Origin of the sequence: Lysobacter solisilvae, from assembly GCF_016613535.2 — a bacterium.
Classification (GTDB): domain Bacteria; phylum Pseudomonadota; class Gammaproteobacteria; order Xanthomonadales; family Xanthomonadaceae; genus Agrilutibacter; species Agrilutibacter solisilvae.
Genome location: NZ_CP071518.1, coordinates 763769 through 784189, shown reverse-complemented (window position 1 = coordinate 784189; position 20421 = coordinate 763769). Strand labels below are relative to the sequence as shown.

Genomic DNA, 20421 nt, shown 5'->3' with positions numbered 1-20421 from the left:
GATCGACATACGAATCAACTGATCTATCGGGGCTCGAACAGATGAAAGCCGGTCGTAGCAAGCTGTGGACCGCGGGGCGGTGGGTGATGGGCATGGCCGCGATGGCCTTCCCCCTCCTCGCGCTCGCGCAGTCCGGCGACACGTGGTCCAACGCGCCACACCGCTGGCAGCTCAACATGGGCGAAGGCGTCACCGCGCAGTCGGCCAATGCCTATGAGGCCCACATGCTGGCGCTGTGGATCTGCGTCGTCATCGGCATCCTGGTGTTTGGCGCCATGGCCGTGGCGATGTTCAGGTTCCGCCACTCCAAGGGTGCGGTGCCCGACCGCGACTTCACCCACAGCACCAAGCTGGAGATCGTCTGGACGGTGGTCCCGATCGTCCTGCTGGTCCTGATGGCCTTCCCGGCGACCAGCAAGCTGGTGGCCATGTACGACACCCGCGACTCGCAGATGACCGTCAAGGTCACCGGCTTCCAGTGGATGTGGAAGTACGACTACCTGGCCGATGGCGTGACCATCACCAGCCGCCTGGCCCGCAAGAGCGACGAGATCCGCCAGAGCGGCGCCGACGCGCGCGAGGCCAACCACGCCAACTACCTGCTCGACGTCGACAACGAGCTGGTGCTGCCGGCGGACACCAAGGTCCGCTTCGTCATCACCTCCGACGACGTGATCCACGCCTGGTGGGTGCCCGCGCTGGGCTGGAAGCAGGACGCCGTCCCGGGCATCGTCAACGAAGCCTGGACCGAGGTGAAGCAGCCGGGCGTGTACCGCGGCCAGTGCGCCGAGCTGTGCGGCAAGGACCATGGCTTCATGCCGATCGTCGTGCGCGTGCTGCCCAAGGCCGAGTACGCCGCATGGATGGATCAGCAGAAGGCGAAGAACGCGCCGCCCGCGCCGGTGGCCCCGGCCGCCGCTGCACCGGCCGCCGCTGCGCCTGCTGACGCCGCCCCTGCCGACGCGGCGCCTGCCGACGGTACTGCCCCGGCGCAGCCCGAGGCCGCCCCGACGGTGCCCGAAGCAGCACCCTCTACCGACGCTCCTGCCGCCGAAGCGGCAGCCGGCTGATTCGAACGATTTACCGAGACACGCCCATGTCCACGCAATACGAAGCCACGCACTCCCCGGTGCACCACGATGACCACGCCCACGAGCACAAGCAGGGCTTCATCGAGCGTTGGTTCTTCTCGACCAACCACAAGGACATCGGCACGCTGTACCTGTTGTTCAGCTTCGTCATGTTCATCATCGGCGCGGCGATGTCGGTCTACATCCGCACCGAACTGGCGGCGCCGGGCCTGCAGCTGAAGGACCCGATGTTCTTCAACCAGATGACCACGATGCACGCGCTGGTCATGATCTTCGGCGGCGTGATGCCGGCCTTCGTCGGCCTGGCCAACTGGATGGTGCCGCTGCAGGTGGGCGCGCCGGACATGGCGCTGCCGCGCATGAACAACTGGTCCTTCTGGATCCTGCCGTTCGCCTTCACGCTGCTGCTGGGCACGCTGTTCCTGGACGGCGGCGCGCCGGCCGGCGGCTGGACGCTGTACCCGCCGCTGTCGCTGCAGGGCGGCAGCAACGTGGCCTTCGCGATCTTCGCCATCCACATGATGGGCATCAGCTCGATCATGGGCGCGATCAACATCATCGCCACCATCCTCAACATGCGCGCCCCGGGCGTGGACCTGCTGAAGATGCCGATCTTCTGCTGGACCTGGCTGATCACGGCGTTCCTGCTGATCGCGGTCATGCCGGTGCTCGCCGGCGCGGTGACGATGCTGCTGACCGACAAGTTCGCCGGCACCTCGTTCTTCAACGCGGCCGGCGGCGGCGACCCGGTGATGTTCCAGCACATCTTCTGGTTCTTCGGGCACCCCGAGGTCTACATCATGATCCTGCCGGCGTTCGGCATCGTGTCGGAGATCATCCCGACCTTCAGCCGCAAGCCGCTGTTCGGTTACCAGGCCATGGTGTACGCGACCGCCTCGATCGCGTTCCTGTCGTTCATCGTCTGGGCGCACCACATGTTCACCGTGGGCATGCCGCTGGGCGGCGAGCTCTACTTCATGTTCGCCACGATGCTCATCGCCGTGCCGACGGGCGTGAAGGTGTTCAACTGGGTGACCACCATGTGGCGCGGCTCGATCTCGTTCGAATCGCCGATGCTGTGGGCGATCGCCTTCGTGATCCTGTTCACCATCGGCGGTTTCTCCGGCCTGATGCTGGCCATCGTCCCGGCGGACTTCCAGTACCACGACACCTACTTCGTGGTGGCGCACTTCCACTACGTGCTGGTGACCGGCGCGCTGTTCTCCATCATCGCCGCCGTGTACTACTGGTGGCCGAAGTGGACCGGCCGCATGTACAACGAGTCGATGGCGAAGTTCCATTTCTGGTGGACGATCGTGTTCGTCAACCTGCTGTTCTTCCCGCAGCACTTCCTGGGCCTGGCCGGCATGCCGCGCCGCATCCCGGACTACAACGTGGTGTTCGCGGACTGGAACCTGGTCAGCTCGATCGGCGCCTTCGGCATGTTCCTGACCCCCTTCATGATGGGCTTCATCCTGTGGCGCTCGCTCAAGAGCGGCGCGCCGGCAACGGCCCGTGTGTGGGAATCGGCCCGCGGCCTGGAGTGGACGGTGCCGAGCCCGGCCCCGCACCACACCTTCACCGTGCCGCCGATCATCCGCGACGGCGACCTGGCCCACGGCGACATCACGCACTGAGCGTGACGATCGCCTCCGCAGGATCCTGATCCGATGAACCGCCCCACGCTGCCACCGCAGGAGATCGACGCACGCCGCAAGCGCGCGCGCCGGCTCGCGCTGTGGATCGGCGTGGCCGCGGCGCTGGTGTACGTGGGTTTCATCGCCCTGGTGGGGCTGTCGAAATGAGCGCGCCCGGCCACGACGCCGCGCGCGCCCAGACCCGCGGCCTGCTGAAGATGGTCGCGGTCGCGCTGGCCGCGTTCGCCTTCAGCTTCAGCCTGATCCCGCTCTATCGAATCGCCTGCGAGAAGGTGCTGGGCATCCGCCTGGAGCGAGGCGCCGCCGACGAGACGGCCGCCACCAAGGCGTCGGCGCGCGGCCGCATGGTCACCGTGCTGTTCGACGGCGGCGTCAATTCCAAGCTGCCCTGGCAGTTCAAGCCCGACCAGCTGACCCTGCAGGTGCGCGTGGGCGAGCCCTACGACGCGACCTACACCGCCACCAACACCAGCAAGCGCGCGATCGTCGGCAGCGCCGTGCCCTCGGTGGCGCCGGCGCGCGCCTCGGGCTACTTCAGCAAGACCGAATGCTTCTGCTTCACCGCGCAGACGCTGCAGGCCGGCGAGCGCCGCGCGATGCCCGTGCGCTTCATCGTCGATCCGAACCTGCCCGATGACGTGCAGACGATCACGCTGTCCTACACCTTCTTCAAGAACGACGCGTTGAGCGCGAAGCTGCCGGGCAATGCCCCGGGCTCGCGCGCGGCGCCCTGACCTTTCGCAACACAGCCAAACGGAACGACCGCCATGGGCCAAGCTCACGCCCCAGACGCCAATCACTACTACGTGCCGCACTCCAGCCGTTGGCCGTTCCTCGGGTCGATCGCGCTGTTCACCACGATGGTGGGCCTGGCCAGCTGGTTCAACGAGGCCAGCTGGGGCAAGGCCGTGTTCTTCTTCGGCGTCGCCCTGCTGTGCGGCGTGCTGTTCGGCTGGTTCGGCGACGTGATCCGCGAGTCGATCAAGGGCTACTACAACAAGCACGTCGACACCTCGTTCCGGATGGGGATGATCTGGTTCATCTTCTCCGAGGTGATGTTCTTCGCCGCGTTCTTCGGCGCCCTGTTCTACGCCCGCCAGTACGCGCTGCCGTGGCTGTCGGGCGAAGGCGACGGCGTGATGACCAACGCGGTGCTGTGGAACGGCTACGCCGCGGGCTGGCCGACCAATGGCCCGGCCGCCATCGGCGGCTCCTTCCAGACCATCCCGGCCTGGGGCCTGCCGCTGCTCAACACGATGATCCTGCTGTCGTCGGGCGTGACGGTCACCATCGCGCACCACGCGCTGATCGCCGGCTACCGCAAGCAGCTGATGATCTTCCTGGGGCGCCACCATCCTGCTGGGCGCGACGTTCCTGTACTTCCAGGCCACCGAGTACGTCGAGGCCTACAAGCACCTGAACCTCACGCTGGGCTCGGGCATCTATGGCTCCACGTTCTTCATGCTCACCGGCTTCCACGGCGCGCACGTGACGCTGGGCACGATCATGCTGGCGATCATCTGGCTGCGCTGCGCGCGCGGCCACTTCAACAAGGAACACCACTTCGCCTTCGAGGCGGTGGCCTGGTACTGGCACTTCGTGGACGTGGTCTGGCTGGGCCTGTTCCTGTTCGTGTACGTGCTGTAAGCACGCAAGATCCGGCCGGCGCGAGCGGGCCGGATCGGGCACCCGGCAAAAAGCGACGGTCTCCCGTCGCTTTTGCTTTTCTCGCCACCGGCGCTTTTGCCTTTCTCGCCACCGGCGATTCAGGCCACGATTCAGGCCGCGCTTCGGGCCGTTGGGTGATCGAAGCCAGGTGATTCACGCCCCGCGTGATTCAAGCCCCGGTGGATTCACGCGGGTGATCCGGGCCGACGTGTCCACAGCACCGTGTTCACGCCGCCGCGGCGAAGGTACGCCAAGGCTCAGGGATTTCGTCCCACGCCGTGGAAGTCGATCCAGCCCATCTTGGCGGCGAGGACCACGCCAAGGAACAGCGCGATGGACAGCGCAATGCGGCGGGTGAGGGCGCGCGCCATGCGCTTGCCGTCGTCCTTGTCCACCATCATGTAATAGAGGCCGGCACCGAGGTTCCAGATGATGAGGAGCAGGACGCCGACGATGATCAGGGTCTTCATGTACAGCCTCCGGCGCCGCAGCGGCGCGCCCGTGAACGGATTATCGCAGCCGTGCGGGGGGCGTGCGTGAGCCGGCGCCATACCCTGGTCGTGGGCTGGGTGCTGGCGGCGCTGGTGATCGCTGGCTTCGCCAGTCTCGGCCGTTGGCAGCTGCATCGCGCGCTGGAGAAGCAGGCAATGCTGGACGCCGCGGCGCGGGTATTGGCGCGTCGAGATGCGCGTCCGTTATGGGACGCGGCGGCCGATGCCCGCCAGGCGCATGACTACACGTGGGCCGAGGGCGATGGCGCCTTTGTCGAGGGCCAGCGCTGGCTGCTGGATAACCAGATCAGGGGTGGCGTCGCAGGCCTCCGAATCTACGGTGTCTTCTTTGCGCACTTGCCGCCGGAACCGACCACTCATCCAGGCGTCCCTCCGCCGCCTCCGCGATCCACCGCGGTGCTCGTGGATCTGGGTTGGGTGGCGCTGCCGCCAGATCGGCGGCTGGATCCGCAACGTATTTCGCATCTGCTCGGCCGGGTCCGCCGCGGTGGGCCCATTGAAGTGACCCGGCATGTTCGTGGCCTGCTCGCGCCACCACCGTCCAGCGGGCTCCGGATGGGGCCGCCGTACGCGGAGCTTGGCCACTACAAACTCATGACTCGCGTGGACCTGATGGCCATGGCGAAGGAGCTGGGAGTTCCCCTCGCCCCGCGCGTGCTGCGACTGGACCCGGCCCTGCCCCTGGGCTACGAGCGCGACCTGGCGCTGCTGGCCAACACCCTGCCGCCCGAAAAGCACCGCGGCTATGCCGTGCAGTGGTTCGCGCTGGCCCTGGCGGTGCTGATCACCGCGACCGTCCTCACTTTCCGCAAGGCCCGCCATGAACGACGTCCCTGAGTCCCCCGACAACGCCGCGCTCCAGCGCCGGCGCAACCGCCTGATGCTGATCGGCCTGTTCGCGATCTTCTTCGGCACCCTGGCCGTGGCCGGCCTCCTGCGTTTCAGCGGCTGGCAGCCGCATGGCCGGGTCAACCGCGGCGAAATGCTCGCGCCGCCGGTCGACGTGCACCAGCTCACGCCGACGCTGCTCGACGGCCGCGCCTATCCCTGGAATCCCGTCGCGCGCACCTGGCGGATCGTGGTCGCGCCGCCCGCGGACTGCGGCCCGGAATGCACGAAGGTGGCGCACGACGTGCACACCGTGTGGGAAGTCCTCGGTCGCGAGGCCACCCGCGTCGACGTGCTGTGGCTGTGTCCGCAGCCGGCCTGCGCGCTGCCGGCCGGTGCGCCGGCGATCAACAACCTGCGCCTGCTGCAGCCCGACGCCGCCTTGCGCGCGCGCCTGCCCCGGGTCGAGCAGACCACGCACGCGAAGGGACGCGGCGTGCCCGTCTACGTGATCGATCCGAACGGGTTCGTGATTCTGCGCTACGCTGCCGGCTCGGATCCCGGTGACCTGCGTTACGACCTGTCCAAGCTGCTGAAGCTGAAGTAAGGCCCCGCATGAGCGCAACAACCAATCCAACCCGGGCATCGGCGGCACGACCGGCGGTCTACCGCCATTTCCACCGCATCGCCTGGCTGGCGCTCGCGCTCGCCTTCGGCGTGATCGTGTTCGGCGCCTTCGTGCGCCTGTCGAACGCGGGCCTGAGCTGCCCCGACTGGCCGACCTGCTATGGCCGCGCCACCTGGCCGGGCGCCGTGCACGAGGCCAGCGGCCATGCCGCCAGCGTGATCCGCCCCTTCGAGGATTCCAAGGCCTGGCGCGAGCAGGTCCACCGCATGATCGCCGGCCTGCTGGGCGTGCTGGTGCTCTCGCTCGCGCTGCTGGCGGCACGGCGCCGCCGCCTGGGCGTGCTGCAGGTGGTGGTCGCGGCGGTGCTGGTCGCGCTGGCCATCCCGCTGTACATGCGCGGGCAGCACAGCGCCGCCGCGGGCCTGGCCATCGCGGGCGAGGCCATCCTGCTGCTGGCCGCGCTGCGCTGGAACAACACCGACCTCAGCCGCGCGGCCGTGCTCACGCTGGCCGTGATCGTGTTCCAGGCCCTGCTGGGCATGTGGACGGTGACCTGGCTGCTCAAGCCCATCGTGGTGATGTCGCACCTGCTGGGCGGCCTGCTGACCTTCTCGCTGCTGGTGTGGATGGCCTGGCGCGCCACCCATCTGCCGATCCGCCAGGCCGATGCGCGCTGGCTGCGTCGCTGGGTGATGGTGGGCGTGGCCGTGCTGGCCGTGCAGATCGCGCTGGGCGGCTGGACGAGCGCGAACTATGCCGCGCTGGCCTGCGCCAACGATTTCCCGAAATGCGTCGGGCAGTGGTGGCCGCAGCACGATTTCCGCGAGGGCTTCGTGCTGTGGCGTGGCATCGGCGTGGATTACGAAGGCGGCATCCTCGACGGACAGTCCCGCATCGCCATCCAGCTCGCGCACCGGATGATGGCGGTGGTGGTGTTCACCTACCTGCTGTGGCTGGCCGTGCGCCTGCTGCGCACGCCGGGCATGCGCAGCTGGGGTGTCTTCCTGTCCGTGCTCACCGTCGCCCAGGTGGCGCTGGGCATCGCCAACGTCAAGCTCAGCCTGCCGCTGTCGGTGGCCGTGCTGCACAACGCGGGCGCCGCGCTGCTGCTGTTCCTGCTGGTGTCGCTGGTCGCGCGGCTGCGCGCGCCGGAGCATTGAGTGATGGGCATCGGGCACCGGTCATCGGAAATGGCGCACGCTGCGTGCGGGGCTCCTGCTCCCCGGACACTGCTCGTTGCCACACGCCCGGCGGCGGCGCCGACGCCCCCTCGTTACGGCACCACGCTTCATCTCCCCCTTTTTCGCGTTGCGACCTGATGTCCACTCTGCGCCAGTATTTCGACCTCACCAAGCCGCGCGTCGTCGCGCTGATCGTGTTCACCGCGCTGGTCGGCATGCTGCTGGCGATCGACGGCGTGCCGACGATGGAGGAAACGCGGCGCGGCCTGCTGGGGTTCCTGGGCATCTGGCTGGCGGCCAGCAGCGCCGCGGCGATCAACCAGCTGCTGGACGCGCGCATCGACGCCAAGATGGCGCGCACCTCGTGGCGCCCGATCGTGGCCGGCCAGATCACGCCCGCGCGCGCGCTGATGTTCGCGCTGGTGCTCGGCGCGGCCTCGATGGCGGTGCTGGTGCTGTGGGTCAACACCATCACCGCCCTGCTCACCTTCGCCTCGCTGATCGGCTACGCCGTGGTCTACACGGTGTTCCTCAAGCGCGCCACGCCGCAGAACATCGTCATCGGCGGCATCGCCGGCGCCGCGCCGCCGCTGCTGGGCTGGGCCTCGATCACCGGCATGCAGGGCGAGTGGGACTGGGCGCACGCGCTGCTGCTGGTGCTGATCATCTTCGTGTGGACGCCGCCGCACTTCTGGGCGCTGGCGATCTTCCGCCGCGAGGACTACCGCAAGGCGATGGTGCCGATGCTGCCGGTCACCCACGGCGTGGAGTACACGCGCTGGCAGATCCTGTTCTACACCGTGCTGCTGGTCGCGGTGACCGTGCTGCCCTTCGCCGCCGGCATGAGCGGCTGGTTCTACCTGGGCGGCGCGCTCGCGCTGGGCATCGTGTTCATCCGCCACGCCTGGAAGCTGATGGACCCGCCCGACGAGCTGTACGCGATGAAGGTGTTCAACTATTCCATCGTGTACCTGATGGCGCTGTTCGCCTTCCTGCTGATCGACCACTGGCTGCTGCCCGTGCTGCAACCGGCGGCGCCCTTCTCCTGGCAGCGGATCGGCTGACGCCGGCCGCGCCCTTCCCTTTCCAAGGACGCGGCATACATGCCCAAGATCCGGCTGTTCCCTGACCGTTCGCGCGGTATCCGTCGCACCCTGAAGCCGCGCGCGCTCGCCGGCGCACTGGCCCTGGCACTGCCGGCGCTGGCGCCCCTGGCACAGATGCCCGCCGCGCCGATGCCGGCCGACCCCGCCGCCACCACCGTGCTCACCGCTGCGCACCTGCTCGACGTGCGCACCGGCCGCATGCTGGACAACCCGCAGGTGCAGGTGCGCGGCGGCCGCATCGTCGCGGTCGGACGCGCCGGCGACGAGGTGCCCGCGAACGCGCGCCGGATCGACCTGCCCGGCATGACCCTGCTGCCGGGGCTGATCGACATGCACGTGCACTTGGACAACGATCCGACCTACGGGGGCTACACCAGCCTGCAGTTCGGCGACCGGTTCTGGTCGATGCTGGCCGTCCCGCATGCCTACCGCACGCTGATGGCGGGCTTCACCACCGTGCGCAACGTCGGCAGCGACGCCTGGAACGACGTCGGCCTGCGCCAGGCCATCGACGAGGGCAAGGTCGTCGGCCCGCGCGTGGTGCCGGCGGGCTATGCCTTCGGCGCCACCGGCGGCCATTGCGACTCGACCTACTTCCCGCCGTCGATGGACGAGAAGAACCCGTACAACGCCGACAGCCCCGAGGAGGGCCGCAAGAGCGTGCGCCAGGTGCGCAAGTACGGCGCGCAGGTGATCAAGATCTGCGCCACCGGCGGCGTGTTCTCGCGCAACACCGAGCCCGGCCAGCAGCAGCTGAGCCTGCGCGAGATGGAAGCGATCGTCGACGAGGCCCACCAGTGGGGGCTGAAGGTCGCCGCGCACGCGCACGGCACGGCCGGCATCAAGGATGCGATCCGCGCCGGCGTGGACACGATCGAGCACGCCAGCCTGATCGACGACGAAGGCATCCGCCTGGCGAAACAGCACGGCGCGTGGCTGTCGATGGACATCTACAACACCGAGTACACCCAGAGCGAAGGCAAGAAGAACGGCGTGCTCGAGGACAACCTGCGCAAGGACCGCGAAGTGGCCGACCTGCAGCGTGAAGGCTTCCGCAGGGCGCACGCGGCCGGGGTGAAGATGGTCTACGGCACCGATGCGGGCGTCTATCCGCACGGCGGCAACGCGCGGCAGCTGAACTGGATGGTGCGTTACGGGATGACGCCGGTGCAGGCGATCCAGGCCGCCACCGTCAACGCGTCCCAGGCACTGGGCCGCGACGATGTCGGCGTCATCGAAGCGGGCCGCTTCGCCGACCTGGTGGCCGTGCCGGGCGACCCCGCCGCCGACGTCACCGTGCTGGAATCGGTGCCCTTCGTGATGAAGGGCGGCGAGGTCGTGAAGGACACCCGCGCGCCCTGAGGCGAGGCCGTCGACCGACCACCGGCGGCCGCCGTGGCGCGGCCGTCAGGCGGTGGAACTCAGGTGGGAAACGTCAGCGTCGTCGTGGTGCCGCGTTCGGGCTGCGAGGTGAAGGCCAGCGCCCAGCCCAGGTGTTCGCACAGGCGCGCGATCAGGTCCAGGCCGATGCCGTCGTCCCCGTTGCCGCCGCCGCGTGCCACCCGCGCGTAGATCGCGCTGATCTCCTCCGGGCTCATGCCGTGGCCGGGATCCTCGATGACCACCGTGGCCGGCGTCTCCAGCCGCACCACTATTTCGCCGCGGTCGCTGCTCTCGATCGCATTGCGCAGCAGGTTGCCGATCGCCGCCTGCACGATGGGCATCGGGGCATCGATGGCGCACGGCGGCAACGCGCCGAGGCTGACGCCGAGCGTCTTGCCTTCGGTCAGGTACAGGTGATCCTCGACGATGCGCGGCAGCAGCCGGTCCAGGGCGATGTGGTCGGAGGACTGCGCCAGGCGCGCCGGATCCTTGGCCAGCACCAGCAGCAAGGCGATCAGCCGCTCGACCTCGCCCGCGGTGCGCTGGATGCGGGTGAGCTGGTGGTGGGTGGTGGGCGCGAGGTCGTGCTGTTGCAGGGCCAGTTCGGTGGCGCCGGCGATGACCGCCATCGGCGTGCGCAGCTCATGGCTGGCCGTGGCGATGAACTTGCGCTCGCGCTCGACGAAGCGATCCTGCCGCTGCAGGTAGTCGTTCACCGACTCGCGGATGACCTGCAGCTCCGAGCTGGCCCGGGTCGGCAACGGCACGTGCTGGCCATGCTGGTCCGGGCGCAGGGCCCCGATGTCCTGCGCCAGCTGGCCCAGCGGCCGCACCAGCCGGCTCGCCGCCCACGCCACGACCAGGCCCAGCAGCACCAGCAGCCCGGCGGTCGAACCGGCGACCAGCAGCGCGGTGTCCACTTCGCTGCGCTCGAAATCGGTGATGTCCAGCGCCAGCACCAGCGGACGGTCGTCGACCTGGCGCACCAGGACGACATGGATGCGGTCGCCCACGACCACGTCGTCGTGCATGCCGGGTGCCAGGCCCCGCAGCGGCGCGGGCAGCTCCGTGCCGCGGTGCGGGTCGTACAGCACCATGCTGTGGGTGTCGATCCAGCGGTAGTCCGGGTCGCGGTGCATCCGCTCGACCGCATCGTCGAGCTCGGAGGTGAGCATCGCTTCCCATACCAGCCTTTCCGCGCGCTCGTGCGCGAAGAAACCCTGGGCGATGACGACCACCGTGAGCAGGAGCACGTAGCCCAGCAGCGCGAACAGGATGCGTTCGCGCAGGCTCGAGGCGCGCTTGGCGGAGGCGGCCGTTGGAGTCGCGGCCGCGGCCGCAATCTCAGGTGCGGATTTCATCGCGGCAGTGCCCGCCGTTTCAGGGGTTGTGGTCGGCGATGCGCCGTTGCGGGAATCACGATGCATCGTCACTGCCCTCCGGCGGATCCCCGGCGGCGATCCGGTAGCCCATGCGCGGCAGCGTGCGGATCAGCTTCTGCGCGAACGGCCCATCGACGCTGCGCCGCAACTCGTAGATGTGCGAGCGGAGCATGTCGCCGTCGGGGGGATCCTCGCCCCACAGGCCGCGTTCGAGCCGTTCGCGCGACACCACGGCGGGACTGGCCTGCATCAGCATCTCCAGCAGCTTGCGGCAGGCCGGGTACAGGTGCAGCGGACGGCCGTCGCGGGTGGCTTCCAGCGTGGCCAGGTCCAGGCGCAGGTCGGCGACCTGCAGGACGCGCCGGCCGCGTCCCCGGGCCCGCGTCGCCAGTGCTTCCAGGCGCACCTCCAGTTCGCCCAGGGCAAAGGGCTTGGTGAGGTAGTCGTCGGCGCCGCCGCGGAAGCCCTCGATCTTGTCGGTCAGCTCGTCGCGCGCGGTGAGCATCAACACCGGCACCTCGCGGCCGGCGCGACGCAGCTCGCGCAGCACCTCGCGGCCGTCCATGCGGGGCAGCATCCAGTCCAGCACCATCGCGTCGTAGTCCTGCGTAAGGGCCAGGTGCAGTCCGGTGGGCCCGTCGGGGGCCGCGTCCAGGCTGTGGCCGCGCGCCTCGAAATACTCGAACAGGTTCGCCACGAGGTTGCGGTTGTCCTCGACCACGAGCAATCGCATCCCGGAACCCTGTGTCTGCATGAGCATCTGCGCAACGGCACAGCCTGCCGGCCGCGACGTCGGAATCGTGTGGGAATCCCGTCCGGACGATACACCGGCCGGCCGGCGACTGAACCCATCCGCGACGCGCACCCCGGTTTAACGCGACGCGAATGCGATTCCCACCGTTCTCCGACGCCCGCGCTCCAACCATCGCCACGGCCTCCGCTCTACCGTCCCGTGCCTTTGTCGATGTCCTGCCCGCCCAACGCCCGCGAACTGGCCCCGCCAGCGATTCCGCTTGTCCGGCCGACGCTTGCCGTCGCCCGTCCTTACCCCGGCTTCCATCGCCGCCACGCCCTGGTGCTGGTCGGCGCCGCGGCCCTGGCGGCCTTGTGGTGGGCCGGGCAGGGCGACGTGGGACTGGCCGACCGCCTCTACGCGCTGGAGGGCCACCGCTGGGCGCTGCGCGATGCGCGGCTGACCCAGCAGGTCCTGCACCTGCTGGGACGCGACCTCAGCACCCTGGCCTGGCTCGGCGTGCTGGCCGCCTGGCTGGTCAGCTGCGCACGCGGCAGCCTGGCGGCCTGGCGCCGACCGTGGCTCTACCTGTTGTCGTCTTCGGCACTGGCAGCCGCCAGCGTCGCCTGGATCAAGTCCTGGTCGAACATGGACTGCCCATGGGACCTGGCCCGCTATGGCGGCACGCACGCCTACCTGGGGCTGTTCCAGACGCGCCCGGCGACGTGGGGGCATGCCTCCTGCTTCCCCGCCGGCCATGCCAGCGCCGGCTACATGTGGCTGGCGCTGTACTTCTTCCTGGCGCGCGTGCGGCCGCGGTGGCGGTGGCGGGGGCTGGCGGTCGCGCTGGTGGCCGGCCTGCTGTTCGGCGGCGCGCAGCAGGTCCGCGGCGCGCACTTCCTTTCGCATGACCTGGCCACCGCGACGGTGTGCTGGGCTGTCGCCCTCGGCGTGCATGCCGCGTTCTGGCCGCCGTCGACCCGGCGCCGCGAAACGGAGGCGTCGGCATGAACGTCGCCTCGCTTCCGCGCACCCGCGGGTTTGAATTCCCCTGGCGCCGGGCATGGGCGCTGCGGCCGACCGTCAGCGTCGAAGCGCTTGCCATCGCCGCCAGCGTGTTCATGACCGTGGCGAGCAACGGCGCGTTCTTCCATGCGGTGGTGCGGGTGGGCGTGCCCGGCGGGCTGATGACGCTGCTGTGCCTGTTCGCCGCCGTCACCGCTCTTCACGCGCTGCTGCTGGGCGTGCTGCTCAACCGCTGGACCGCCCGGCCGGTGCTGGTGGCCCTGCTGCTGGCCAACGCGGCCGCGGCGCATTTCATGGCCGCCTACACCGTGTATTTCGACACGGACATGCTGCGCAACATCCTCCACACCGACGCCAAGGAATCGCGCGAGCTGCTCACCGGCGGGCTGCTGCGGGACGTGCTGTGCTTCGGTGTCCTGCCCAGCATCGCCGTATGCCGGCTGCGCCTGGCGGAGCGCTCGCTGTCCGCAGCGCTCCTGCGGCGCGCGCTGCTGCTCATCGGATCGTTGCTGGTGGCCGCCGCCGCCATCCTCGCCTCGTACCAGAGCGTCTCGGCGCTGATCCGCAACCATCACGAACTGCGTTACCTGATCACCCCCGGCAACTACCTGGTGTCGCTGGTCCAGGTGGCCTCGACGACCCACGGCGGGCCTTCCGCCCCGCGCATGCCGGTGGGCACCTAGGCCCGTGCCGAGCCACGCCCCGTGGGCTCGCGACCGCGGCTGCTGGTGCTGGTCGTGGGCGAGACCGTGCGCGCGCAGAACTGGGGGCTGGACGGCTATGCGCGCGACACGACGCCGGCGCTGGCACGGATCGGACCGATCAACTTCACCCAGGTCCAGGCCTGCGGTTCCAGTACTGAAGTCTCGCTGCCCTGCATGTTCTCGCCCTGGGGCCGGGCGGACTACGCCCGCGACCGCATCGAGGGTTCGCAGTCGCTGCTGCACGTGCTCGACCACGCCGGCATCGCCACGCTGTGGCGCGACAACCAGACCGGCTGCAAGGGCGTGTGCGAGGGCCTGCCGTTCGAGTCCTTCGAACACGCCTCCGTGCCGGGCGCCTGCACCGCCGACGGCTGTCTCGACGAAGTGTTGCTGCATGGCCTGGCCGAGCGCCTGGGCCAGCGTCCGGGTGACGCGGTCGTCGTCCTGCACCAGCTGGGCAACCACGGCCCGGCCTACTTCCGGCGCTATCCCCCGCGCCTGCGTCGCTTCGCGCCCGCCTGCGAGACCGATGACCTCAGCCGTTGCAGCCAGCAGGAAATCGTCAACGCCTACGACAACGCCGTGCTCTACACCGACGACTTCCTGGCCCGCACCATCGACTGGCTCGCCGCCCAGGCCGACCGCGACACCGCGCTGATCTACGTGTCCGACCACGGCGAATCGCTGGGCGAGAACGGCATCTACCTGCATGGCGTGCCCTACGCCATCGCGCCGGAGGCACAGCTGCACGTACCGATGGTGATGTGGATGTCGCCACGCTTCGCCGCGGCGCGCGGCGTCGACGTCGCGTGCATGAAGGCCCGCAGCGACGCCCCGGCCAGCCACGACAGCCTGTTCCATTCCGTGCTGGGGCTCATGCAGGTGCGCACGCCCGAGTACGTGCGCAAGCTCGACCTGTTCTCGCCCTGCGAGCGGCACGCGCTGGCGGCGCGGTGAATGCGTGCGCGTGGCGCGGACGAAGCCGCACCCACGAAAAAGCCCGCCTCGCGGCGGGCTTGATGCTTCGCGGACCGGGCCGGGTTCCTATTCGGTCCCGCCCAGCAGGTTCTGCTGCCAGAACAGCACGGTCGCCGCGCCGTAGTAATCGGCGTTCGACTTCTTCTTGAAGCCGTGCCCCTCGTCGTCGAACAGCAGGTACCACACCGGCTGCCCGTTCCCGCGCACCGCCTTCACGATCTGCTCGGCCTCGGTGTAGGGCACGCGCGGATCGTTCTTGCCCTGCGCGACGAACAGGCGCGAGGCGATCCGCTGCGGGTGGAGCGCCGGCGAGATGCGGGCGAACACTTCCTTCATCTGCGGCGTGCGTTCGTCGCCGTACTCGGCCCGGCGCAGGTCGCGGCGGTAGCTCTCGGTGTTGGTGAGGAAGGTGGTGAAGTCGGAGATGCCGACCAGGTCGACGCCGGCGCGGATGCGGTCGCTGTAGTGCATCAGCGAGGCCAGCACCATGTAGCCGCCGTAGCTGCCGCCCTGCACGCCGACGCGCGAGGCGTCGAGTTCGGGCTGCCTTGCGATCCAGTCCAGCAGCGCGCCGATATCCTTCACCGAGTCCTCGCGCTTGTCGGCGTTGTCCAGGGCCAGGTAGCTCTTGCCGTAGCCCGACGAGCCGCGCACGTTGGGCACCAGCACCGCCACGCCCAGCTCGCGCACCAGGAACTGCGCGGTGGGATTGAAGGTCGGCAACGCCTGGCTCTCCGGGCCGCCGTGGATGCTGATCACCACCGGCAGCTTGCGGCCGGCCGGCACGTGGGCGGGGCGGTAGTAGAAGGCAGGGATGCTGCGCGGCGCCCCGTCGACCTGGTCGAAGGTCGGGTAGCGCACCAGCGTGGGCGCGACGAAGGTGCTGGCGTCCAGGCCGCCGACCTCGCTGCGCGTCCAGCGCGCCAGCTTCGCGCCGGCCAGGTCGACGACGTACACGTCGCTAGGCGAGGTCGCGCTGTTGAGGCTCAGGGCCAGGCGCTTGCCGTCGGGCGAGAAGTCGAAGCCGCCGATCACGCCGACCGGCAGCGCCGGCAGCTTCACTTCGCGATGCGAGGGCAGGGCGAGCACGTGCAGCTTCGAGATGCCGTCCTCGTTGGTGACGAAGGCCAGGTGGCGGCCGTCATGGGCGACATTGAAGTTGTCGACGTCCCACGGGATGTCGCGGGTCAGCACTTCAAACCGATTGCTGGCCGGGTCGTGGAAGCGCAGCGTCTGGAACTCCTGCGCCTGGCCCTGCACGGGTTCGTCGGAGACGAAGTACACCGACTTGCCGTCGGGCGCGAAGGCGAAGCCGCCGAACGCGGCCTTGCCGCCATCGACCGGGAACAGCTCCAGCTTGCCCGTCGCCAGGTCGACCACGCCGGGATACGACTCGGCGGCCGACACGTACTTCATCACCAGCAGCCGCTTGCCGTCGGGCGAGAAGTCCATCGGACTCCAGCTGCCGCCTTCGCTGACCACCATCCGCGCCTGGCCGCTGGCGACGTCGCGCACGTAGACGTCGCGATCGGTGCCGTTGCGCGCGGTGCCGGCGTACGCCATCTGCCGGCCGTCGCGCGAGAACAGCGCGCCGCCGTTCTGTGTGCGCTTGCCGTCGGTGAGCAGCCTCGTCTGCCGCGTGGCCAGGTCGAACCAGTGCAGCTGCGAGAACTCGTCGCCGCCCTTGTCCTTGCTGAAGACGAAGCCGTCCAGCGTCGAGGCCGCGGGCGCGACCGCCAGGCCGGCCACCGGCTCGGAATAGAACGTGAGCTGCTCGCGCATGCCCATCGGTTCGCACACGCGGTGCGCCTGCGAGGTTTCGGCGAAGCGCGTCTCGATGAGCAGGCAGCCCTCGCGCGTCCAGCCGGCGAACCCGGCGCCGCGCGTGTTCTGGTAGCGGTTGAGCTGCTCGCGCAGCGCATCGGGGATGGCCGGGATGTTCTCGCTGATGCGGTTGCCCACCTGCTCGCGCTGCACGGGGGCGCTCTGGGCAGGTGCAGGGCCGGCGAGGGCCGAGCCGGTGAAGGCGAGGGCGACAGCGGAGGCGGTCAGGGCGGTACGCAGGTTCATGGACGGGGTTCCCCGGATGGATGCTGCGCCGAGCTTAGCCGGGCGAGGGCGGCGGTCGGTCGGAAGGAAGTCATGGGAGGAGGGGTGGCGGGGCCGATGCGTGGGATCGGCAAAGCGGGATGGGGCCGACGGTCGCCGCGTTCAGCCCCTTCCCCCGCTCCGCGGGGGAAGGTTGGGACGGGGGCCAACGATCGCCGCAAATCAGCCCCTTCCCCCGCTCCGCGGGGGAAGGTTGGGATGGGGGCCAACGATCGCCGCGAATCAGCCCCTTCCCCCGCTTCGCGGGGGAAGGTTGGGATGGGGCCCAACGATCGCCGCGAATCAGCCCCTTCCCCCGCTCCGCGGGGGAAGGTTGGGATGGGGGCCAACGATCGCCGCGTTGCCCAACGTCAAATGCAAAACAGTGGACAAGCCAAGTCCAAGGCTCGAACCAGCTTCGCTGTTGAAAGGCGCCTCGCCTGGCGGCGGGTCACCCACTTCAGTGCGGGTGGTTGCAAGCCGAAGACGCTTCATCCACGCCGGCGCGGCGCCTTGCCAAGTGCGCCGGTGTCTGCGCGTGGTGCGCCAGCGCCTAGCGCAGCCCCAGCTGCCCGCGCAGGACCAGCAGTTCGCGCAGTTCCTGCCGTTCGGCGTCGACCAGGCTCGACAGGCGCGTCTGCAGGCCTTCGATGCGCTGGCCGATGGCCTGCGATTCCAGTCGCCCGACCGTGTCGAGGAAGATCTGCTGCCGCTTGTCCTCGTCCTCGAACGCGCGCGAATCGGCGAGCGTGGCGGCGGTCGATTCCACCGCCGGCGCCATGGCCAGCCGGGTCAGCGCCGGGGCTTCCGGGCGGTCGGCGAAATGCTCCAGGATCAGCCCGGTCGAGATCTCGGGCCGCTGGTGCACCACTTCGATCAGTTCCACCAGCAGTTCAACGCCGGGCTGGTCGAGCGAGGCGAAGTGCAGCGACGAGGGCAGCGCCAGCGCCACCGACGGCTGCTGCAGCAGCAGGGTGATCGCGGTGCGCACCAGTGAAGGTTTGTTCGCGGCGGGCGAACCGGGACGCGCGTTCGCGCGCTGCACCGGCGCCGGGGTGTCCGGAGTACCCGCGCGCGCGCCCACGCCGGTCAGTTCGGTCAGGCGCTGCTTCATCAGGTCGCCAAAGGCGCCGTCGGGGATCTGCGCCAGCAGCGGCTTGGCGCGCTCGGCCAGCCGTCCCTTGCCTTCCAGCGTGGCCAGGTTGACGCCTTCGTGCTGCAGCGAGTCGAAGAAGAACTGCGACAGCGGCGTGGCGTCCTGCAAACGCGCCTCGAAGCCTTCGCGGCTCTCCTGGCGCACGATGGAATCCGGATCCTCGCCCTCGGGCAGGAACAGGAAGAAGGCCTGGCGTCCGTCCTTCATGCGCGGCAGGACCGACTCCACCGCCTTCCACGCCGCGGCGCGGCCGGCGCGGTCGCCGTCGAAGCAGAAGAACACGTCGGGTGCGTTGCGGAACAGCAGTTCGGCGTGGTCGGGCGTGGTCGCCGTGCCGAGCGTGGCCACGGCCGTGTCCACGCCGTGCTGGAACAGCGCGACCACGTCCATGTAGCCCTCCACGACGATCAGCCGCGCGATCTTCTGGTGCGCCTGGGCGCACCTGCCACAGGCCGTAGAGTTCGCGTCCCTTGTGGAACAGCGGCGTCTCGGGCGAATTGAGGTACTTGGGGCCGGCGTCCTTGCCGTCGGCCGACGCGCCCATGACGCGTCCGCCGAAGGCGATCACGCGCCCGCGGCGGTCGAAGATCGGGAACATCACGCGGTCGCGGAACTTGTCGTACACATGGCCGCGTTCGTTCTTCGAGAACAGGCCGCCGCGTTCGAGCAGCGACATCCGGCGCGGGTCGCTGCCCAGCGCGTCGCGCAGCGCGTTGAAGCCGTCGGGGGCATAGCCGATCGCGAACTGTTCGGCGATCGCCGGGCTGACCCCGCGGCCCTCCAGGTAGGCCTGCGCCCTGGGGCTGTCGTAGAGCTGCTTGCGGAAGAACTTCGCCGCGGCATCGACCGCGGTGTAGATGTCCTGCGTATCCGGATTGACGTTGCGCTGCTGCGTGTCGCGCGGCACTTCCACGCCGATCCTGCGCGCCAGTTCCTCCACCGCGTCGAGGAACTCGAGGCGGTCGTAGTTCATGAGGAACGAGATCGCGGTGCCGTGCGCGCCGCAGCCGAAGCAGTGGTAGAACTGCTTGGTCGGCGACACCGTGAAGCTGGGCGAACGCTCGTCGTGGAACGGGCAGCGCGCCGAGTATTCCTTGCCCTGCCGTTTCAGCGGCACGCGCGTGCCGATGATCTCGACGATGTCGGATCGGGCGAGCAGGTCGTCGATGAACGCGTCGGGGATGCGGGCCATAGGCCGCTAGGATTCCACGGAATGGACGGGCCCGCGCACGAGGGCCATCAGCCGCGCGCCGCGGCGGCGTCGAAGCTGTCCGCCAGCGCCTGCAGCGCCGGCCCGGTCATGCGCTGCACGGTCCATTCGTCCATCGGCACCGCGCCGAGCTGCCGGTAGAAGTCCAGCGCGGGCGTGTTCCAGTCCAGCACCGACCATTCGAATCGCCCGCAGTCGCGTTCCACGGCCAGCCGGGCGAGGTAGGCCATCAGCACCTGGCCCACGCCACGGCCGCGGAATTCCGGCCGGACGAACAGGTCTTCCAGGTACAGGCCGCGCTTGCCCAGCCAGGTCGAGAAGTTGTGGAAGAACAGGGCGAAGCCGGCCGGGTGGCCGTCCGCCTGCGCGATCACCACCTCCGCCGCGGGGCGCTCGCCGAACAGCTGGAGCGCCAGGGTGGCCTCGTCGGCAAGCACCGCGTCGGGTTCCTTCTCGTAGACGGCCAGCTCGCGGATCAGGGCGAGGATCAGGCCGAGATCGTCGCGCGTGGCCGGCCGCAGCGTCACGCCCGGGCGGGCGGTGGCGATGTCAGGGGCAGCCGCCGGCGGGAGGGCGGGCGGGGTAGCGTCGCTGGGCATCATGGGCCGGGCCTCAGGGGCGTTGGGCGCGCTGCAGGGCGCGGGTGAGCAGGGTGCTCTCGATGGCTTCCCGCGGGTCCATGCCCAGCGCGCGCAGCATCGGTTCGAGCTGGCGGGCGTGCTGGCGCAGCAGGTCATCGTCGAGGGCGTGGTGGAACACGATGGTCGTGGGCGCGAAGGGCGCCAGCAGGTCGAGCAGGCGGTCGTCCGCGCTGCGCCGGGCGTCGCGGCCGCGGACGTGGATCTCCAGCGGCACGCGGCGGGCGAAGTTCTGCGCCGGCGCCACCGGACGCAGGACGTCCGTGCGGCTCAGGCCCAGCGCCCCAGGGCTGCACCAGGGCCGTCAGCAGGTCGGAGACCGCGTAGCCATCGTCGGCGATCTGCGGCCTTCGCGCCGCCAACGTCTGCGCATGGACGGGTAAGTCGACCATCGACCGCAGCAGGAGCAGGACCGCCTGCCCCTGATCCAGCGCCAGGCCGATCTGGGCCG

The 20421-nt window shown here is 69.5% G+C and carries 16 protein-coding genes and 3 pseudogenes; 12 read left to right on the top strand and 7 right to left on the bottom strand.

Features of this window, described 5'->3' with window-relative positions:
* Positions 1 to 86: 86 nt before the first annotated feature.
* The 5 genes and pseudogenes from coxB to I8J32_RS03550 all read left to right on the top strand — a co-directional run bounded on the left by coxB (position 87) and on the right by I8J32_RS03550 (position 4396).
* The gene (gene coxB, locus I8J32_RS03565; RefSeq protein ID WP_407061005.1) at positions 87 to 1070 is read left to right on the top strand and encodes a cytochrome c oxidase subunit II; all 984 of its coding nucleotides are present in this window, start codon (positions 87 to 89) and stop codon (positions 1068 to 1070) included.
* Between the two features lie 26 nt (positions 1071 to 1096).
* Complete coding sequence (gene ctaD, locus I8J32_RS03560; RefSeq protein ID WP_200615144.1) at positions 1097 to 2728, top strand: cytochrome c oxidase subunit I; 1632 nt, start codon at positions 1097 to 1099, stop codon at positions 2726 to 2728.
* Between the two features lie 33 nt (positions 2729 to 2761).
* Positions 2762 to 2896 (top strand): hypothetical protein, encoded by a 135-nt coding sequence (locus tag I8J32_RS17845; protein WP_284691297.1) that lies wholly within the window; start codon positions 2762 to 2764, stop codon positions 2894 to 2896.
* Positions 2893 to 3483: a cytochrome c oxidase assembly protein gene (locus I8J32_RS03555; protein WP_200615145.1), complete on the top strand. Its 591-nt coding sequence runs from the start codon at positions 2893 to 2895 to the stop codon at positions 3481 to 3483. The genes I8J32_RS17845 and I8J32_RS03555 overlap by 4 nt, the downstream gene beginning before the upstream one ends.
* A gap of 33 nt (positions 3484 to 3516) precedes the next feature.
* Positions 3517 to 4396, top strand: a pseudogene (locus tag I8J32_RS03550) (cytochrome c oxidase subunit 3).
* A gap of 278 nt (positions 4397 to 4674) precedes the next feature.
* Here the strand turns inward: I8J32_RS03550 and I8J32_RS03545 are convergent.
* Positions 4675 to 4887, bottom strand: coding sequence for a twin transmembrane helix small protein (locus I8J32_RS03545; protein ID WP_200615147.1), 213 nt, complete (start codon positions 4885 to 4887; stop codon positions 4675 to 4677).
* A 66-nt stretch (positions 4888 to 4953) separates the two neighbouring features.
* Here I8J32_RS03545 and I8J32_RS03540 point away from each other — a divergent pair, with 66 nt between their 5' ends.
* The 5 genes from I8J32_RS03540 to I8J32_RS03520 all read left to right on the top strand — a co-directional run bounded on the left by I8J32_RS03540 (position 4954) and on the right by I8J32_RS03520 (position 10034).
* The gene (locus I8J32_RS03540) at positions 4954 to 5766 is read left to right on the top strand and encodes an SURF1 family protein (RefSeq protein WP_200615148.1); all 813 of its coding nucleotides are present in this window, start codon (positions 4954 to 4956) and stop codon (positions 5764 to 5766) included.
* Complete coding sequence (locus tag I8J32_RS03535; protein ID WP_200615149.1) at positions 5750 to 6364, top strand: hypothetical protein; 615 nt, start codon at positions 5750 to 5752, stop codon at positions 6362 to 6364. Before I8J32_RS03540 ends, I8J32_RS03535 begins: the two co-directional genes overlap by 17 nt.
* An 8-nt stretch (positions 6365 to 6372) precedes the next feature.
* Entirely contained in the window at positions 6373 to 7545 is a 1173-nt protein-coding gene (locus I8J32_RS03530; RefSeq protein ID WP_200615150.1) for a COX15/CtaA family protein, read from the top strand.
* Positions 7546 to 7700: 155 nt separating this feature from the next.
* A complete protein-coding gene (locus tag I8J32_RS03525; protein WP_200615573.1) occupies positions 7701 to 8630 on the top strand; it encodes a heme o synthase in 930 nt (309 codons plus the stop codon).
* Positions 8631 to 8669: 39 nt separating this feature from the next.
* Positions 8670 to 10034, top strand: coding sequence for a Xaa-Pro dipeptidase (locus I8J32_RS03520; RefSeq protein WP_284691296.1), 1365 nt, complete (start codon positions 8670 to 8672; stop codon positions 10032 to 10034).
* A gap of 59 nt (positions 10035 to 10093) precedes the next feature.
* On the opposite strand, the gene I8J32_RS03515 is transcribed toward I8J32_RS03520, so the two are convergent.
* Together I8J32_RS03515 and I8J32_RS03510 are read right to left on the bottom strand one after the other, a co-directional pair.
* Positions 10094 to 11416, bottom strand: a complete 1323-nt coding sequence (locus I8J32_RS03515) for a sensor histidine kinase (RefSeq protein ID WP_200615152.1) — start codon at positions 11414 to 11416, stop codon at positions 10094 to 10096.
* Positions 11417 to 11471: 55 nt separating this feature from the next.
* Positions 11472 to 12170, bottom strand: a complete 699-nt coding sequence (locus I8J32_RS03510) for a response regulator transcription factor (protein WP_200615153.1) — start codon at positions 12168 to 12170, stop codon at positions 11472 to 11474.
* Positions 12171 to 12401: 231 nt separating this feature from the next.
* On the opposite strand from I8J32_RS03510, the gene I8J32_RS03505 reads away from it, so the two are divergent.
* Both I8J32_RS03505 and I8J32_RS03500 read left to right on the top strand, forming a co-directional pair.
* On the top strand, positions 12402 to 13181 hold the full coding sequence (locus I8J32_RS03505) for a phosphatase PAP2 family protein (protein WP_200615154.1): 780 nt from the start codon (positions 12402 to 12404) through the stop codon (positions 13179 to 13181).
* Positions 13178 to 14857: pseudogene (locus tag I8J32_RS03500) on the top strand (phosphoethanolamine transferase). The gene I8J32_RS03505 and the pseudogene I8J32_RS03500 overlap by 4 nt, the downstream one beginning before the upstream one ends.
* Before the next feature lie 87 nt (positions 14858 to 14944).
* Here the strand turns inward: I8J32_RS03500 and I8J32_RS03495 are convergent.
* The 4 genes and pseudogenes from I8J32_RS03495 to I8J32_RS03480 all read right to left on the bottom strand — a co-directional run bounded on the left by I8J32_RS03495 (position 14945) and on the right by I8J32_RS03480 (position 20217).
* On the bottom strand, positions 14945 to 16948 hold the full coding sequence (locus tag I8J32_RS03495; protein WP_200615156.1) for a S9 family peptidase: 2004 nt from the start codon (positions 16946 to 16948) through the stop codon (positions 14945 to 14947).
* 571 nt (positions 16949 to 17519) lie between these two features.
* A pseudogene (dnaG, locus tag I8J32_RS03490) lies at positions 17520 to 19314 on the bottom strand (DNA primase).
* 47 nt (positions 19315 to 19361) lie between these two features.
* Positions 19362 to 19931, bottom strand: coding sequence for a GNAT family N-acetyltransferase (locus I8J32_RS03485; RefSeq protein WP_200615575.1), 570 nt, complete (start codon positions 19929 to 19931; stop codon positions 19362 to 19364).
* A 13-nt stretch (positions 19932 to 19944) separates the two neighbouring features.
* Positions 19945 to 20217, bottom strand: a complete 273-nt coding sequence (locus I8J32_RS03480) for a hypothetical protein (protein WP_207526757.1) — start codon at positions 20215 to 20217, stop codon at positions 19945 to 19947.
* Positions 20218 to 20421: the final 204 nt, after the last annotated feature.